Annotated in this window: 12 protein-coding genes; 2 read left to right on the top strand and 10 right to left on the bottom strand. The window is 55.5% G+C overall.

Annotated features, from left to right (window positions below):
* Positions 1–2: 2 nt before the first annotated feature.
* The 10 genes from Q0336_RS03340 to proS all read right to left on the bottom strand — a co-directional run bounded on the left by Q0336_RS03340 (position 3) and on the right by proS (position 13,000).
* Positions 3–467, bottom strand: coding sequence for a hypothetical protein (locus Q0336_RS03340; RefSeq protein WP_298525696.1), 465 nt, complete (start codon positions 465–467; stop codon positions 3–5).
* Between the two features lie 15 nt (positions 468–482).
* Positions 483–1,178, bottom strand: coding sequence for a fasciclin (locus Q0336_RS03335; protein WP_298525693.1), 696 nt, complete (start codon positions 1,176–1,178; stop codon positions 483–485).
* A 23-nt stretch (positions 1,179–1,201) separates the two neighbouring features.
* Positions 1,202–2,749 (bottom strand): RagB/SusD family nutrient uptake outer membrane protein, encoded by a 1,548-nt coding sequence (locus Q0336_RS03330; protein WP_298525690.1) that lies wholly within the window; start codon positions 2,747–2,749, stop codon positions 1,202–1,204.
* Positions 2,749–6,147, bottom strand: coding sequence for a SusC/RagA family TonB-linked outer membrane protein (locus Q0336_RS03325; RefSeq protein ID WP_298525687.1), 3,399 nt, complete (start codon positions 6,145–6,147; stop codon positions 2,749–2,751). Before Q0336_RS03325 ends, Q0336_RS03330 begins: the two co-directional genes overlap by 1 nt.
* 243 nt (positions 6,148–6,390) lie before the next feature.
* The gene (locus tag Q0336_RS03320; protein ID WP_298525683.1) at positions 6,391–9,261 is read right to left on the bottom strand and encodes an insulinase family protein; all 2,871 of its coding nucleotides are present in this window, start codon (positions 9,259–9,261) and stop codon (positions 6,391–6,393) included.
* Positions 9,262–9,432: 171 nt separating this feature from the next.
* Positions 9,433–9,879 (bottom strand): nucleoside deaminase, encoded by a 447-nt coding sequence (locus Q0336_RS03315; RefSeq protein WP_298525681.1) that lies wholly within the window; start codon positions 9,877–9,879, stop codon positions 9,433–9,435.
* On the bottom strand, positions 9,879–10,103 hold the full coding sequence (locus Q0336_RS03310; RefSeq protein WP_298525679.1) for a hypothetical protein: 225 nt from the start codon (positions 10,101–10,103) through the stop codon (positions 9,879–9,881). Before Q0336_RS03310 ends, Q0336_RS03315 begins: the two co-directional genes overlap by 1 nt.
* Positions 10,104–10,144: 41 nt before the next feature.
* The gene (locus Q0336_RS03305) at positions 10,145–11,023 is read right to left on the bottom strand and encodes a diacylglycerol kinase family protein (RefSeq protein WP_298525676.1); all 879 of its coding nucleotides are present in this window, start codon (positions 11,021–11,023) and stop codon (positions 10,145–10,147) included.
* Positions 11,020–11,493 carry a preQ(1) synthase gene (gene queF, locus Q0336_RS03300; protein WP_298525674.1) on the bottom strand — a complete coding sequence of 158 codons (474 nt, stop codon included), beginning with the start codon at positions 11,491–11,493 and terminating at the stop codon, positions 11,020–11,022. Before queF ends, Q0336_RS03305 begins: the two co-directional genes overlap by 4 nt.
* 28 nt (positions 11,494–11,521) lie before the next feature.
* On the bottom strand, positions 11,522–13,000 hold the full coding sequence (proS, locus tag Q0336_RS03295; RefSeq protein WP_298525672.1) for a proline--tRNA ligase: 1,479 nt from the start codon (positions 12,998–13,000) through the stop codon (positions 11,522–11,524).
* Between the two features lie 564 nt (positions 13,001–13,564).
* Between proS and Q0336_RS03290 the strand changes: the two genes are divergently transcribed.
* A complete protein-coding gene (locus Q0336_RS03290) occupies positions 13,565–13,834 on the top strand; it encodes a co-chaperone GroES (RefSeq protein WP_298525670.1) in 270 nt (89 codons plus the stop codon).
* 149 nt (positions 13,835–13,983) lie between these two features.
* Positions 13,984–15,621, top strand: coding sequence for a chaperonin GroEL (groL, locus tag Q0336_RS03285; protein ID WP_298525668.1), 1,638 nt, complete (start codon positions 13,984–13,986; stop codon positions 15,619–15,621).
* Positions 15,622–15,840 lie beyond the last annotated feature (219 nt).

Raw genomic sequence — 15,840 nt, 5'->3', positions numbered from 1 at the left:
GATTATTCTTCGTCTTGGATGATGAAGGTAAAGAGGCCACGAAGCTCACGGCTGTAGCCTTCGTTGTAAACCCGAAGGTTGACGGTGTAGCGCCCGTTGGGGAGGTTCTGCACTGCAGAGGGGAAGAGGTTGATCGTACCACCATTGACGGTTACCTTGCCCTCCTTTACTGCAGCAGCGAACTTAGTCGCATCGCCTCCATTGGAGACATCGACGCTGAGGAACTCGTAGTTCACCGGATTAGTGCCTGATACACCTTGGATACGCTGCGAAGACCAAGGTGCAGGATACTCCTGCTTAAGACTATGGGGGTCATCGTCAGCTACCGTACGGTAGACATTGAGCTCCTTGGAGGAGAAGGTCGCATGCGCCGTGTCAAGATAGCCCACAGCTACCTTGTGGCAAGAGGGCAGAGCAAGCGCCAAGAGGGTCACGAGGAGCAGGCTATAGATGGATCTTGCTTTCATCGGAAAGGAGAATGTTTAGAAGTCCGTAGGTGTGAAGTCGTACTGGAGGGAGTGGACTACACCCGTGCGTGTCTGGATGTTGTGTGAAGCGATATCACGAGAGATGCTGGTCGTGGGAGAGACGATGTGTAAGCGGTTAGCTCCGGCACCTGCCACACCTGCATAGGTGTCACGGAAGGTATAGAGCCAGAGCTGCTTGCCCGAGGCCATTGTAAAGGTCTTACCACCTGTACCGACAGCGCTCCCATCAGCAGACTTACGCCCTGCAGGGAAGTCCTCGAGAAGGAGCTTCTCCTTAGGGATGACGCAGTCGAGGATGAGACTGCGACAAGTCGCTACACTCATACGGTCGATGAGCTTCATCGTCTGCTCTTCTGTGAGCTTGCTGGGATCAATAGGATCGGCAGCCGTATCAGAGCCGTAGGTACGGTAGAGATAGCGACGGATGCTATGGTTAGTGATCCCAAGGAAGGTGATATTAGGTCCATATGCCGTGCTCTTCCCTTGGAAGAGATCTTCGAGACCAGCACGCTTGGCCATGTAGACCAGATAGCTCCAGTTGTAGCTATCGGTCTGGAAGTACTCCCACATCGTCGTATCGTGGTAGCCCTTAGCCTTCCCCGTCTCGACAAAGTCATACTTGGTACAGGAGGAGAGGAGCGAGAGGACGAAGAATGCGAGTAAGTATAGTGGATGCTTGATCGTTCGCATAATATCTAAAGCTTAGATAGGTACTACATGTAGCGGAACCAGTAAGGACGCTGGAGGATGAGACCATTGATGACCTTACCATCCTTGTCACGCTGGGCACTTGAAGGAATGGGTAGGCACAGGGCACCGCCAGCAATATCAGCCGTGGTGAGCGAGGGGAACTTACCCTTGAGCTCAGTCTTGTGATAGCCATTGCGGAGGATGTCGTAGTAGCGACTATCATTCTCAAGGATGAACTCACGCTCACGCTCATGGAAGATTGCCTTCTTCAGGTCACTCTCCCCTGAGGCAGGATAGGTAGTGGCACCAGCACGCGTACGGATCTTATTCAGGTCAGAGGTAGCGGTAGAGGTATCCCCTAGCTTAGCAGAGCATTCTGCACGTAGCAGGTAGACATCTGCCAGACGCCAGTAGACATAGTTGGCATTGATGCTGAGGAAGCTCTTGCCCGACTCGGCACTTTGGTCGACAGTGAAGACCGCATTACGGAACTTGTAAGGTACGGCATAGTTCACGCCCGAGACTTCGTGGTCGGTATCGAACTCATAGAAGAAAGCCGTACGACGGGCATCATTCGCATCAGGATAGAGCTCCTTGATGGTCTCCTTAGTCAGACGGAAAGAAGCTTGAGCCAGATCCCCCATCGTGAGCGTACTATTGACCGGCCAAGTAGCAAAGAGATTGGCAACTTCATTCTTGGAGGTCGACTCATTGCCACGGCTCTTATCATAGACAAGCGAGAAGATCTCTTCGGGGTTCGTTGCATTGGGGTCAGAGAGTAGCTGACAGAGCTGCTCAGGAGTAGAGACAAGGCTATAAGCTCCCGTCTCTCCATTGATGACCTTCGATGCATACTCGACACTCTTGCGGTAGGCTGCCGTAGCATCTACCGAGGTATCAGCATAGAGCTCAGCCATACTCCCCTTCCAGGCATAGAGGTGAGCTAGGAGTGTGGCAGAATTACCCTTACTACCGTACTGCTTGAAGGTAGCGAGGCTACCCGATGCGGTGCGGAGCTTATCGTAGGTAGGCAGGAGTTCAAAGGCCTTGAGGGCATGCTCGATACCTGCGTCAATGACCTGCTGCTGGGTGGAGAGCCCATAGAGCTTCAGATCCTTAGCGTTAGCTGTGACGACAGCCTGACCATAGGCACGGGAGAGCATGAAGTAACCAAAGCCAAGAGCAAAGTGAGCCTGCCCTGCATGGTAAGCATAGCGCTCCTCAGAGAGTCCCTGCGTCTTGTCAATATTATCCAAGAGCAGATTGGCCTCGAAGATCATACGGTAGACATATTCCCAGTCAGCTGCAGCCTCGATGACACTGCGGGGGTTACCCTCACGGAGCTGCCCATCGTCCTGCGTCTCGTCGGCTAGGAGACCGATCTTCGTCAGAGGAGTAAAGGCATCCATGCAGTTGTCGAGGTAGAAATGTATGGAGCTCGTCGTGGTGTTGAGCTCAGCCTCAGTGGAGAATGCATTGCTGTACGTGATAGCATTCTCGGGCGTCAGGTCTAGCTTACACGAGGAAGCTAGTAGACTGATCGCTAGGGCGGGTAGGATATAGCGTTTCATCAGAACTTCAGATTGAGACCAAGAGTAAGCTTACGATTGAGAGGGTACATGCGCCCAGTATCCTTACCCGTAGCAGGGTCGACGATCTCGGGATCGAGGCCAGAGTAGTTCGTCAGGAGGAAGAGGTTCTCACCAGCAAGGTAGACACGCACATCCTTGATGCGGAGGCGCTTGGTCCAGCTATCGGGGAGAGAGTAAGAGAGGCTCAGCTGCTTGAGGCGGAGGTAGCTCACACGTTCGATATTGGAGTCAATATCGCCATCGAACTGACCCGTGTAGCCATCATCCGCAAACTCTAGAGAAGGATACTGCGTCTCATCACCAGGCTTCTGCCAGAAGGTAGCACGGGAGAAGTCGTTCATCACGACACCGAACTTCTTATTGAAGAGGAAGGCTCCGTTCTTCACCATGTTCATCATCCTCTGGTCGATCGTATAGGTCAAGAGGACATTCAGAGCAAGACGCTTGTAGGTGAAGGTATTCGTGATCCCCCCATAGGCCTTAGGAAGGGCGCTACCTGCATAGTAGAGGTCTTCGCTGTTGATATAGCCATCGCCATTCTGGTCCTTGATCTTACGAGCACCTACACGTAGAGGATAGGCAAGCGAACCGAAGGAGAGGGGCACACGCTGACCCGTCTGGTCGTAGTAGTAAGGGATATCAGACTCACGCTGTACGAGGCCCTCATCCTTGTAGGTGTAGATACCATAGATAGGACGGCCAAGCACCTTGTCCCCAAGGTCCTTGCCATCGTAAGAGGCGAGGAAGCGGTTCCAGTTGCGAGCGATATTGAATCGTAGGGTCCAAGCGAAGTCCTTGCGACGCATGACATCTGCCGAGAGGTCGAGCTCAAGCCCTTCGTTGGAGATAGCCGAAGCATTGGTCCAGGTTGTCTTCGAGATGAAGAAGTTCCCTGGGGTAGGCACCTGCATCAGGAGGTCATAGGAGTACTTGTAGTAGTAGTCGAGCTTGACCTTGAAGCGGTAGTTGAAGAGATCAAGGTCGAGACCAAGGTCATACTGGTCACTCTTCTCCCACGTGAGGTGGCTATTCGCCATAGCACTGGGCTGAAGACCGGGCTGACCAAGGAAGGAGTTAGACTCTTCCATCAGCCCATGGGCTAGGTAAGCTTCCTGGAACTTCTGACCGCTCTTACCCCATGAAGCACGGAGCTTACCGAAGCTGAGGAACCAGAAGTCTCTCATGAACTGCTCCTTCGAGAAGGCCCATGCAGCACCGAGTGAGGGGAAGGCTGCCCAGCGGACATCACGACCGAAGACGGACGACCCATCATAGCGGAGCGAAGCCTCAAGCATATAACGCTTGTCGAAGTTGTAAGCGACACGACCCAGATAGCTGAGCATGATCTGCTCCTGGCGGTCAGTCGTCACACGCTGGAGGTACTCATCACGACCCTCTACAGAGCGAGCCTGTGGCCAGCCATCACCGATCTCATAGATCTTGTTGGTAGGGCCACCTGCTGCCTTACCCTTGATGTTCTCCATCAGGTCGTAGGTCGTGGTGATACCCGCCATGACATCGAAGTTGTGGCGATCACGCAGGTTGAAGCGATAGGAGAGGATATTCTCCCACTGCAGCATGGCGACCATCGAGCGAGAGGCTTCGACAGAGGAGAGGTTGTTATTATTAAGGTAAGATGGGCGGAAGACGTGGTTGTTGGAGAAGTAAGCATCCCCTGAAGCAGAGGTGGCGAACTTCAGTCCAGAGATAGGCGAGTAGTCGAGCCCTACAGAGAGGCGGGCATTGAACATACCATTGCGAGCACGTACATCACGGATCTTCTGGAGCGTGAGCTTCTCAGCGATCGAGCCTCGACCAGGATAGACAGACGGAGTCTCCTTGGGGTCTACATCGAGCCCTTGGATATTGGAGCCACTGATAGCATCCTGCTTGTTGTAGGCGAGGTTGAGGCGGGTGAAGGCATTGACCTTCGGAGTGAGGCGCAGGTCAAGGTTGGAGAGGAAGCTCAGACGCTTAAAGCCTGAGTTGATCTGGATCCCACGTTCATCGTAGAGACCTGTGCTGACAAGGTAGCGCACGTTGTCATTACCACCCGACGCATAGAGGTCACCCGAGCTCACACGACCGATCTGGAAGATGTACTTCCACCAGTTCGTATCGTTGTTGTAGAAGCTATTGAGTGAGTCTTGAGTAGAGGCAGGGGGCTGGTTGTCCTTGGAGAGGACATTCCCGTTACCCCAGAAGTAGTCGTAGGCACCATCAAGAGTGGGCTCCCAGCCGTAGGACTGCCCGTAGCTACGAGGCAGGATGTAGCGGTTGGTAGTATAATTGTTGTGACCGATACGCTGATGACGTGCTAGGAGATTGTGCACCAGACGCTCCCCATGCCCACGCATCTGCAGAGGTGTAGCAGGGAGGAAGGAGATGGACTGAGAGAAGTTCAGCCCGAACTCAGCCTTACCCGACTTCCCCTTCTTCGTGGTGATGAGGACGACCCCATTACCCGAACGAGAGCCATAGAGCGAAGCCGAAGCAGCATCCTTCAGGACTTCAACCGACTCGATGGTCGAGGGGTCAAGACCTGCTAGTGCATTGATCCCCCCAGTGGCTTCGGCAGAGACCTTGGAGAGGGGCACTCCGTCGACAACGAAGAGTGGCGAGCCATCGTTGATCCCTTGGTCATTGAGCGAACTGATCCCACGGATATTGATGCGTGTGCCGCTACCACCAGGAGAGCCGGACTGATTCGTCACCGAGAGACCCGACATCTGCCCCTGAAGGAGGGACTGCAGGCTAGGAGCGGGAGCATCCTTGAGCTGATCGGCCTTGATCGAGCTGACTGCTCCGACGAGCTCACGGGTATTGCGTCGGCCATAGGCGATGACGGTGACCCCATCGAGGGACTTGACATTCTCCTTGAGGATGATGGTCACGGGCTGGCCTGCGGTGAAGGAAGCGCTACCGTCGTAGTAGCCGACGAAGCTCACTTGGACCTCACCTACTTCCTTATCAGTATGGATGGTGAAGCGCCCTTCGACATCAGTCTGGGCACCTAGCTTCGTGCCCTTGATGCGTACGTTAGCGCCGATGACAGCTTCGCCTCGGGCATCCTTGACGACACCCGTGACTTGGCCCTTAGCAGCAGTCTGCTGCTGTGGGCGGAAGATACGGATCGTCTTGCCCTCGACAGCGAAGACAAAGGGTGTACCCTTGAGTAGACCTTCGACGGCCTTCTCGGGGCTCACCTCATCGAAGGAGACGGTGGCCTTGTAGCCCGCAGTGCGGAGCTCGGGCTCATAGTCGATCTTGTAGCCTGAGCTCTGGGCGATAAAATCGAGGATAGAGGCGATCTCCTTATCCTTGAAGGAGATCGAAACGGTCGGCGTAGGGCTCTGGCTCCAGCTCTCTGTGGGCATGGATAATCCCAGTGCACACAAGCAGAGCCCGAGGGCTAAGCGCCGGCGTATTCTTCTGGATGGTTGTCGCATGGAGAATAGGTATAGGTATGACTTATCTATTTCGGTGAATTATACAGGAGGAGTAAGGGTGCTCCTCGGGGACTCACGGGATCTACTTGGGGGAAGACCCCGTGAGTCTTAGTGGAGGCATCTAGCTATACAAGCAGATATATAATATGTGTGTATGGTGCGTGAGCGAACCTAGTGCTCCCAGCTCTTTGCTTCGGGAGCAATGCTCTTGACGACGATATCACGGCGCTTACCCTCTTCGAGGAGATTCTTCAGCAGAGCCGAGAGATCCTGGGCTGTGACAGCTGAGATCTTGACCTCAGGCTGAGCAGGGCTCTTCTTGGAGAGATCTGGAGCCTTACCCGTCTCAGCGTAGCTGTTCAGAAGGGCGATCCAGACACCGAGGCCGATCTCGTCACCAGCGGCCTTCTCCTCAGCCTCTTCGTCGAGGACCTGAGGGATGTGCACCTTCTTATACTCATCTCGGTCAATCTGTCCTGCAGCGATGGAGCGGAGGATCTCATAGGTGCGAGCCTTGAGGTGATCAGCCTTAGCACGAGAGGTGATGAAGTGAATGGAGAGGCTGGAGTTAGCGACGGGATCGTCGGTATAGTTGGTCTTGACAGCGATGCTGTAGGTACCCTGCTCCTTCTCACGAAGTTCGTCGAAGAGGCGATTCTGAAGTAGAGGCTCCAGAAGACCTAGGGCAAGGCGCTCACGCTCAGTGAGCTTCTTGTCGCCAAGGAAGGAAAGCTCTACTTCCCCTAGATCCCCCTCGGTGTCGACCTCGAAGGTACGCTCGATGACACGCTCACGGGAGCTATGATCACGGATCGTGTAGGTGCGACGAGGTGCCTTGGGGTTGCCAGGCAGAGCTGCCAGATAGGTTGTGACGATGCGCTTAGCTTCAGCCTCGCTGATATCCCCGACGAGACAGCCTGCCATCTGCGAGGCATCGCCGAAGTGCTCAGCATAGAGTCGAGGCAGATCACTCAACTTCATCTTGTCATAGAAGGCTTCATCCTCACGAGGATTAGCTTCGGTAATGGGGCTGAGGAGCTCACGGATCTCACGGTCTACGGCTTCACGACCCTGCTGAGGCTGTGAAGCGTAGATGTAGCGCTTACGCTGGAGCCACTTATCGAAGATCTGCTGGTCGAAGCGCTGCTTGCCCAGCACAAGATAGAGATAGGAGAAGAGATCATCTACACCATCCGTCTTGCTACGAGCCTGCATCCCGTCAAGGTACTCCGTGATGGAGAGGTTGACCTCCATGGGGCGGGAGCGTAGCCACTGGGCGAGCTGGTTGCGGTCATACTTATAGAGTCCCGAAGCCATGATGAGGCTCTGCATGGCGGAGAAGGAGGCAAGGTCCTGAGGCTTGACGATGGACTGTCCTCCCTTAGCCGAAGCTAGGAAGAGCACTTCGCCCTTGAGGTCCTTGGGCAGATGCTTGTAGAGGACCTTCATGCCATTGGAGAGGGTCCATTCGGTTGCACCAAGAGAAGGGATCTTCTTCTCACGAGCGATGCGACCTGCAGGGAGCTTGAAGTCGATGAGCTTCGTGATCGCTGCGGGCTCATTCGCATTCGTAGCGAGTACTGGGCTGTTATAGGCAGCCAGTTCCTTGAGGAACTCCTGATCCGAGATCGCCTGCACGGAGGGGCTGTTGGTGTAGGCCACGAAAGCGAGGTTACGGTCACCCATCGCACGCTCCTTGAGCCAAGCACGGAGATCATCCGCCTCCAGCTCAACAAGGGCTTCGAGGTTGTCCTCGAGCTGCTGACGGAACTCACGCATCGGTGTACCGTAGAGGTAGTTGTTACGGTAGATGTCGATGAAGTTCTGTGGCGTGCCGAGTCCCTTGTCGTCGCTCAGTACTTCCTTCATACCCTCGTAGAGCTTCTGCTTCTCTGCCTCGAAGGCATCATCGCTGAAGAAACCATAGGGCATCTGAGCTCGAGCGAGGAGGATCTGCTGGAGCGCCTTCTGATCTTGTCCTGCATAGGGCACGAAGTCCCAAGCGAACTGAGCATAGCCACGCACCAGCGGAGAGTAGCTCACGGAGGCAGCGATATAGGCTTCCTCGCCACGGTTACGCAGACGAGCGAAGTACTGTGGAGCAAGTTCGTTGAAGAGCTGTCCGAAGAGGTAGTCCCGAGTAGCCTCAGCCGTAGGACGGTTCGTGGGGGTAGCTACACGCTGGTAGATCCCATAGGAGTGTGAGCGGTTCTCCTTGTCGGTGAAGCGATAGTAGAGGGGGCTATTATTATCGTCGATAGTGTAGGCAGGACGAGCCTTGGCATTGCGGGGAGCAGGGAGCGAAGCGAAGAGCTTCTGCACCTTCTGCTCATAGGCGGCGGGGTCGATATCCCCGACGATCATCACGCACTGCAGGTCGGGGCGGTACCACGTCTTGTAGAAGGCTTGGATATCGGGATACTTGAAGGTCTTCAGCACGTCGAGGCTACCGATGACATTGCGCAGAGCATACTGCGAGCCATTGTAGATGACGCCAGCGATGCTATCGCTGAGACGCTTGTCGATGCCGCCACGCTGGCGCCACTCTTCGATGATGATGCCGCGCTGCTTCTCCGTATCCTTCTCGGTGATGGAGATGCCACTGCACCAGTCCTTGAGGATGAGGAGCACGGAGTCTGTAAGTCCCTTCTCCGCCGTAGGTACATCCATGATGCTGTAGCGGGTATCGTCGGTCCCGGTACGAGCATCGAAGCTGTAGAGACCACGAGCACGCAGGAAGTTCATCACGCCACCAGGGAAGTGCTCGGTGGCTTCGAAGGCCATGTGCTCAAGGTAGTGAGCCAGACCGTTCTGATGGTCATCCTCGAGGATAGCCCCGACATTCTGTAGGAGGAAGAAGTGTGCCGTACCCTCGGAGGCTCCCGCATCACGACTGATGTAGTAGGTCAAGCCATTGGGTAGTCGCCCTGTACGCAGGGTGGAGACTTGGGCAGAGAGAGAGGTGTAGGAAAGTCCTCCCAAGGCAGCTGCCATCAGGAGGCGTTTAGCGAGTCGAGTCGCTCGTGGTGTCTTGATCGTCATCACGTAATGGGGTCTAGTGATCAGGTTACTCGTGTCTGGAGGAGGGGAGGTAACTCAAGGCTTAAAGCAAAGCTCCTTACTACCTCTCTCAAGACGCGCTAAAGATAGATAAAGTACGCCAGATTTGTACAAAGGTGCGATTGGGTAGTATCAGATGCTAGGAATACAGCGCTATCGGCGAGTAGCGAAGAAGCGACGCATCAGTTCGGCCGCCTCCTCAGCGAGGATCCCTCCTCGAACTTTTGCCCTGCGGGGGAAGAGGTCTGGAGCATAGTGGCGGTAACCAAATTTCTCCTCTCCTGCCCCGTAGATGATCTCTCCTAGTCGTGCCCAGAAGAGTGCCCCAGCACACATCACGCACGGCTCTACGGTCACGTAGAGCTGACAGTCGGAGAGGAACTTCCCCCCCATATATTCTGTAGCAGCCGTGATGGCAAGGAGCTCGGCATGCGCAGTAGGGTCCTTGAGTCGCTCGACCTCGTTGTGTGCTCGAGCGATGATCTGTCCCCGACAGACGACGACAGCTCCGATGGGGATCTCTCCCTCCTCGAAGGCTAGCTGCGCCTCCTCTAGGGCTTGGCGCATGAAGTAGGTCTCTGAATAGGGCTGTAGCTCCATCAGCGCATCTCTTCTTCGTCAAAGAGCAGGGGCGAGTGAAGCTCATGCTCTCGGATGACCTCCGCCATGATGACTGAGCGCATCCAGCCCGTCCGATTGCCTATCCGACATGACTCACAGTGCTCTAGGATAGCCTTGTACTCCCGCTCATTGAGCGTCAAGCGTAGGCTGTGCGTACGCTTGAGACGAGAGGAGGATGGAGGGCTTGCCTTCTTCTTGGTCATGGAGGGGACGGAGGGGATGGGAGCTAGGTGGGCGAAAGGGATTAGGGTACGATGACCTGCAGGGAGCGAGGACGGAGCGAGACCTCGATGGTCTTATCCATCACCAGCGGTTCGCCATCGAGGTGCACGGAGCCCGATGAGGTGCGCTCGATACGCACGTGACGTACTCGCTTGGTGTAGTAATACTTGTTTCCAGCTAGCTTTCCACGCATCAGATCCCCGAGGACGACAGCGGCATCGAGGACGGGGAAGGGGCGTATGATAGCTAGATCCAGCAGCGCATCCGATAGGTCTGCTTCGGGAGCGATGTAGGCGTTATTGCCGTACTGCGAAGCATTGGCCACGACGAGGACGAAGGCTTCGGTCTCGATGACTCGCTCGCCTTCATCTAGTACGATCCGATAAGTCTCGGGCTTGAAGGCTCGATACTCATCGATCATCGTACGCAGATAGGTCATAGGTCCTCGAGTAGAAGCCTCTGCGAAGGTGCGGCTCACAGCTGCATCGAAGCCCATCCCACAGGTGCAGAAGAAGGGCTGACCATTCATCAGGCAGCTGTCGATGGTGATCCTACGCCCCGAGGCAAGCTGCTTGATCACTCGGTCGGTAGACATCGATAGGCCAAGCGCCCGTGCCAGCCCATTGCCCGACCCCTTGGGGATGATAGCTAGAGCCGTCTCACTGCCCACGAGTCCACGGGCGATCTCATTGACCGTACCATCACCTCCCACGGCGATGACATGGTCATAGCCTTGGTCCGCAGCTCGACGGGCCAGCTCCTCGGCATGTCCCGCTGCCTTGGTATAGGTCAGTAGCAGTTCATGCTCTAGGGGCGCATAGGCTTGAGCTAGGAGATCAGGGATGCTCTTCTTCGAGCCTGTCCCCGAGATGGGATTGATGATGGCTAGGACCTTGCTCATCGTACGGGATGGTTAGCTAGACGCTGAGCAGCGAGCTCTTCGTACTTAGTGCCGGGACGGCCGTAGTTAGCGTAGGGCAGGATACTGATCCCCCCTCGAGGAGTGAAGTCACCCACGACCTCGATATAGCGAGGATCCATGAGGGCGATGAGGTCCTTCATGATGATATTCACGCAGTCTTCGTGGAAGGCACCATGATTGCGGAAGCTGAAGAGATAGAGCTTGAGACTCTTGCTCTCGACCATGCGCACATCAGGGATATAGTTGATGTAGATCGTCGCATAGTCGGGCTGTGCGGTGATGGGGCAGAGGCTGGTGAACTCGGGGCAGTGGAAGCGCACCCAGTAGTCATTGCCCTGATGCTTGTTGGTGAAGGCCTCCAGCACCTCAGGAGCGTAGTCCTGACTGTACTGGGTGGTCTTCGATCCGAGGAGGGAGAGTTCGCCCTCTCCGTCACGTATGCTGGCCATAGGTATATCTATCTATTGCTAGGGGTGATTAGTAAGCACGGGCGAAGAGTACACGCTGTGCCGAGGGCTTGCCCGTGACCATGCACTTGCCTGGAGTCTTGTCGCCGTCGAGGGGGATACAGCGGATCGTAGCCTTCGTCTCCGCCTTGATCTTCTCTTCGGTCTCGGGAGTACCATCCCAGTGAGCGAGGATGAAGCCACCTTCTTCGATCTTCTCCTTGAATTCCTCGTAGGTATCTACCTCGATGGTATGTGCCGCACGGTAGTCGAGCGCCTTCTGGTAGATGTTCTGCTGGATCTCATCGAGGAGCTCGACGAGGTAGTCGCAGATGCCTTCGAAGGGGCGGGTCTCCTTGGTCAGCGTATCACGGCGGGCCACTTCGACGGTGCCATTCTCTAGGTCACGGCCACCGAGACCTAGGCGGACGGGTACACCCTTGAGTTCGTACTCGGAGAACTTCCATCCGGGCTTCTTGTTGTCCGCATCGTCATAGCACACACGGATGCCACGCTTCTTCAGCTCAGCGATGAGAGGCTCTACGTGGCGGGTGATCTCGTCACGCTGCTCGAGGCTCTTGTAGATGGGGATGATGACGACCTGATGAGGAGCGAGCTTAGGAGGCAGGACAAGCCCGTTGTCATCGGAGTGGCTCATGATGAGGGCACCCATCAGACGGGTCGATACCCCCCAAGAGGAAGCCCAAACATATTCCTGCTGACCCTCCTTGTTGGTAAAGAGGACATCAAAGGCCTTGGCAAAGTTCTGCCCGAGGAAGTGAGACGTACCACTCTGTAGCGCCTTACCATCCTGCATCAGCGCCTCGATGGTATAGGTCTCTACGGCGCCGGCGAAGCGCTCGTTGGCACTCTTCACACCGACATGTACGGGTACGGCCATATAGTTGCGAGCGAAGTCCTCATAGACATGCACCATGCGAACGGCTTCTTCTTCGGCCTCCTCACGGGTAGCGTGAGCCGTATGACCTTCCTGCCAGAGGAACTCTGCCGTGCGGAGGAAGAGGCGGGTACGCATCTCCCAGCGGACCACGTTCGCCCACTGATTGCAGAGGATAGGCAGATCTCGGTAGGACTGGATCCAGCCACGGTAGGTATTCCAGATGATGGTCTCGGAGGTCGGGCGGACGATGAGCTCTTCCTCAAGCTTAGCCTCGGGGTCTACGACGACACCGCCATCGGGGCTCGTCTTGAGACGGTAGTGCGTGACGACAGCACATTCCTTAGCGAAGCCCTCTACGTGGTCGGCCTCCTTGCTGAGGAAGCTCTTGGGGATGAAGAGGGGGAAGTATGCATTGTAGTGCCCTGTCTCCTTAAACATATCATCGAGCTGACGCTGCATGCGCTCCCAGATCGCATAGCCATAGGGCTTGATGACCATACAGCCACGCACCGCTGCGCTTTCGGCTAGATCGGCCTTGATGACGAGATCCTGATACCACTGCGAATAGTCGACGTGGCGAGGGGTAAGTTCCTTGAGTTCTTTTGCCATATATGATTAAGTTCTTTATATCTAGACCATGAGCCACAAAGATACGAAAAGCGGGGGAGAGACTGGGCGAAAGCCAAGCCACGAGCCGAGCAAGTATATAATAAGGTAGAGCGCATCCCGCCAAGCCACCCTGTCAGACGGCCTCCTTCTTCCCCCTCCCCAAACCTCCATTTCACCCCCTCACTGAGGGACTAATCTTTGGCACTCTCCCCACCCTTCACTAGCCCTGATAGAAAGCGCCCTCTTGAGGGGGCAAAAAGAAACCTACGGTAGGTCGCCGAAAAAACCTACTGTGGGTCGTCCGACCGACCTACCGTGGGTCGCATCGACGACCTACCGTAGGTTTTATTTGGGGTCGTCTGAAGGGTGCCCCAAGCACCTTCCCCAGAAGGGGGATAAAAAGCCCCTTGCCACGTGACAGAATGACAGAACTTATCCCAAAAGCCTGCTCCCTGCTCCTTGGCACACTCCTTGCAGAAAGAACAGCGTCGGCTAGGCGCACTGCGCCTAAGCTTGTACACCCTCAAACAAGATCATATCAACAACAGAATAAACATTCAGATCATGAGTATCAAGCCTCTAGCAGACCGCGTCCTCGTACGCCCCGCTGCCCAAGAAGAGAAGACTGTGAGCGGGATCATCATCCCCGATTCAGCTAAGGAAAAGCCCCTACGTGGCGAAGTCATCGCCGTCGGTGGTGGTACCAAGGACGAAGAGATGGTCCTCAAGGCAGGCGATGTCGTCCTCTACGGTAAGTACGCTGGCACAGAGATCGAGCACGAAGGCGAGAAGTACCTCATCATGCGTCAGTCTGACGTACTCGCGACACTCTAGCTTCATCCGTAACGATCATGGCAACGCAACCTAAACCAGGGGCGACCAACCCTGCTTCTGGATGGCCCTCTCGCACTGGTAATCCCAGTGGCGGGAGTCGCACCAATAATCCTTCTTCACCAAGTAAAAAGTAACACAGCATATCCATCATGGCAAAAGAAATCAAGTTCGATATAGAGGCACGTGATAGCCTCAAGCGTGGCGTAGATGCACTAGCCAACGCCGTCAAGGTCACCCTCGGTCCTAAGGGGCGCAATGTCATCCTCGGCAAGACCTACGGAGCACCCCACATCACTAAGGACGGTGTATCTGTCGCTAAGGAGATCGAGCTCGAAGACCCCTTCGAGAACATGGGCGCTCAGCTCGTCAAGGAGGTAGCCTCCAAGACCAACGACGACGCAGGTGACGGTACGACCACCGCAACGATCCTCGCTCAGAGCATCATCGGTGTCGGTCTGAAGAACGTCACCGCTGGGGCTAACCCTATGGATCTCAAGCGTGGTATCGACAAGGCTGTCGCTAAGATCGTCGCTGAGATCCGCTCCATGGCTCAGGAGATCGGTGACAACTTCGAGAAGATCGAACACGTAGCAAAGATCTCGGCCAATGGTGACGAACAGATCGGTCAGCTCATCGCCGAAGCTATGCGCAAGGTCAATAAGGAAGGTGTGATCACCGTCGAAGAAGCTAAGGGCATCGAGACGACCGTCGAAGTCGTCGAAGGGATGCAGTTCGACCGTGGCTATATCTCTCCTTACTTCGTGACCAACTCGGAGAAGATGGAGGCACAGCTGGAGAACCCCTATATCCTCATCTACGACAAGAAGATCTCTACCCTCAAGGAGATCCTTCCTATCCTCGAGCAGACCGTCCAGACGGGCCGTCCCCTTCTGATCATCGCCGAGGACATCGACAGCGAAGCTCTGGCTACCCTCGTCGTCAACCGCCTGCGTGGTGGTCTGAAGGTCTGCGCCGTCAAGGCTCCAGGCTTCGGTGATCGCCGTAAGGCTATGCTGCAGGACATCGCTATCCTCACCGATGGGGTCGTCATCAGCGAAGAGACGGGTCTGAAGATCGACGCTGTGACCCTCGACATGCTTGGTAAGGCTGAGAAGATCACCGTAGACAAGGACAACACGACCATCGTCGGCGGTGCTGGCGACAAGGAAGCCATCCGTGAGCGTGCCGCTCAGATCAAGGCTCAGATCGCCAACACCACCTCAGACTACGATCGTGAGAAGCTCCAGGAACGCCTGGCGAAGCTCTCTGGCGGGGTAGCCGTCCTCTACGTAGGTGCGCCTAGCGAAGTAGAGATGAAGGAGAAGAAGGATCGTGTCGATGACGCTCTCAGCGCTACGCGTGCTGCTGTCGAAGAAGGTACCGTCCCTGGTGGTGGTACGGCACTCCTGCGTGCTGTCCGTGCCCTCGATGGCCTTGTCGGTGAGAACGACGATGAGACGACCGGTATCGAGATCATCCGCCGTGCTGTCGAAGAGCCTCTCCGTCAGATCGTGGCCAACGCTGGCAAGGAAGGTGCCGTCATCGTACAGCGTGTGAAGGATGGTGAAGGCGACTTCGGCTACAACGCACGTCTGGATCAGTTCGAGAACCTCTATGTCTCTGGTGTCATCGACCCAGCGAAGGTCACTCGTGTTGCCCTCGAGAATGCTGCTTCTATCGCTGGTATGTTCCTCACGACCGAATGCGTCATCGCCGAGAAGAAGGAAGATACTCCTGCTATGCCCGCCATGGCTCCCGGCATGGGCGGTATGGGCGGCATGATGTAAGGCGTCAGCCCATCAAACCTTATTTGTAAAAGTGAACTCCCTTGTGATGCCTCATAAGGGAGTTTATACTTTCCGTACAGTTCTTTTCTGTTTAAGGGTGGGATTGTGATGAAGATGAAGAAAATCGCAGCGGCAATGGCACTTGGCTGTCTGATGCTCAGTGCAACGGCATTTGCAGAGGAAGCGCAGGACCGCACTGTGCAGCAGTGCTTCCAGAAG

Source organism: uncultured Porphyromonas sp. (assembly GCF_938039215.1).
Lineage (GTDB): Bacteria > Bacteroidota > Bacteroidia > Bacteroidales > Porphyromonadaceae > Porphyromonas.
The sequence above is the reverse complement of the archived record's forward strand: the minus strand, read 5'-3'. Positions and strand labels throughout refer to the sequence as shown.

What these genes read in the sequence shown, in the direction of transcription:
- Q0336_RS03340 (WP_298525696.1), bottom strand. Translation starts at nt 467, where the DNA reads ATGAAAGCAAGATCCATCTATAGCCTGCTCCTCGTGACCCTCTTGGCG.
- Q0336_RS03335 (WP_298525693.1), bottom strand. Translation starts at nt 1,178, where the DNA reads ATGCGAACGATCAAGCATCCACTATACTTACTCGCATTCTTCGTCCTC.
- Q0336_RS03330 (WP_298525690.1), bottom strand. Translation starts at nt 2,749, where the DNA reads ATGAAACGCTATATCCTACCCGCCCTAGCGATCAGTCTACTAGCTTCC.
- Q0336_RS03325 (WP_298525687.1), bottom strand. Translation starts at nt 6,147, where the DNA reads ATGCCCACAGAGAGCTGGAGCCAGAGCCCTACGCCGACCGTTTCGATC.
- Q0336_RS03320 (WP_298525683.1), bottom strand. Translation starts at nt 9,261, where the DNA reads ATGACGATCAAGACACCACGAGCGACTCGACTCGCTAAACGCCTCCTG.
- Q0336_RS03315 (WP_298525681.1), bottom strand. Translation starts at nt 9,879, where the DNA reads ATGGAGCTACAGCCCTATTCAGAGACCTACTTCATGCGCCAAGCCCTA.
- Q0336_RS03310 (WP_298525679.1), bottom strand. Translation starts at nt 10,103, where the DNA reads ATGACCAAGAAGAAGGCAAGCCCTCCATCCTCCTCTCGTCTCAAGCGT.
- Q0336_RS03305 (WP_298525676.1), bottom strand. Translation starts at nt 11,023, where the DNA reads ATGAGCAAGGTCCTAGCCATCATCAATCCCATCTCGGGGACAGGCTCG.
- queF (WP_298525674.1), bottom strand. Translation starts at nt 11,493, where the DNA reads ATGGCCAGCATACGTGACGGAGAGGGCGAACTCTCCCTCCTCGGATCG.
- proS (WP_298525672.1), bottom strand. Translation starts at nt 13,000, where the DNA reads ATGGCAAAAGAACTCAAGGAACTTACCCCTCGCCACGTCGACTATTCG.
- Q0336_RS03290 (WP_298525670.1), top strand. Translation starts at nt 13,565, where the DNA reads ATGAGTATCAAGCCTCTAGCAGACCGCGTCCTCGTACGCCCCGCTGCC.
- groL (WP_298525668.1), top strand. Translation starts at nt 13,984, where the DNA reads ATGGCAAAAGAAATCAAGTTCGATATAGAGGCACGTGATAGCCTCAAG.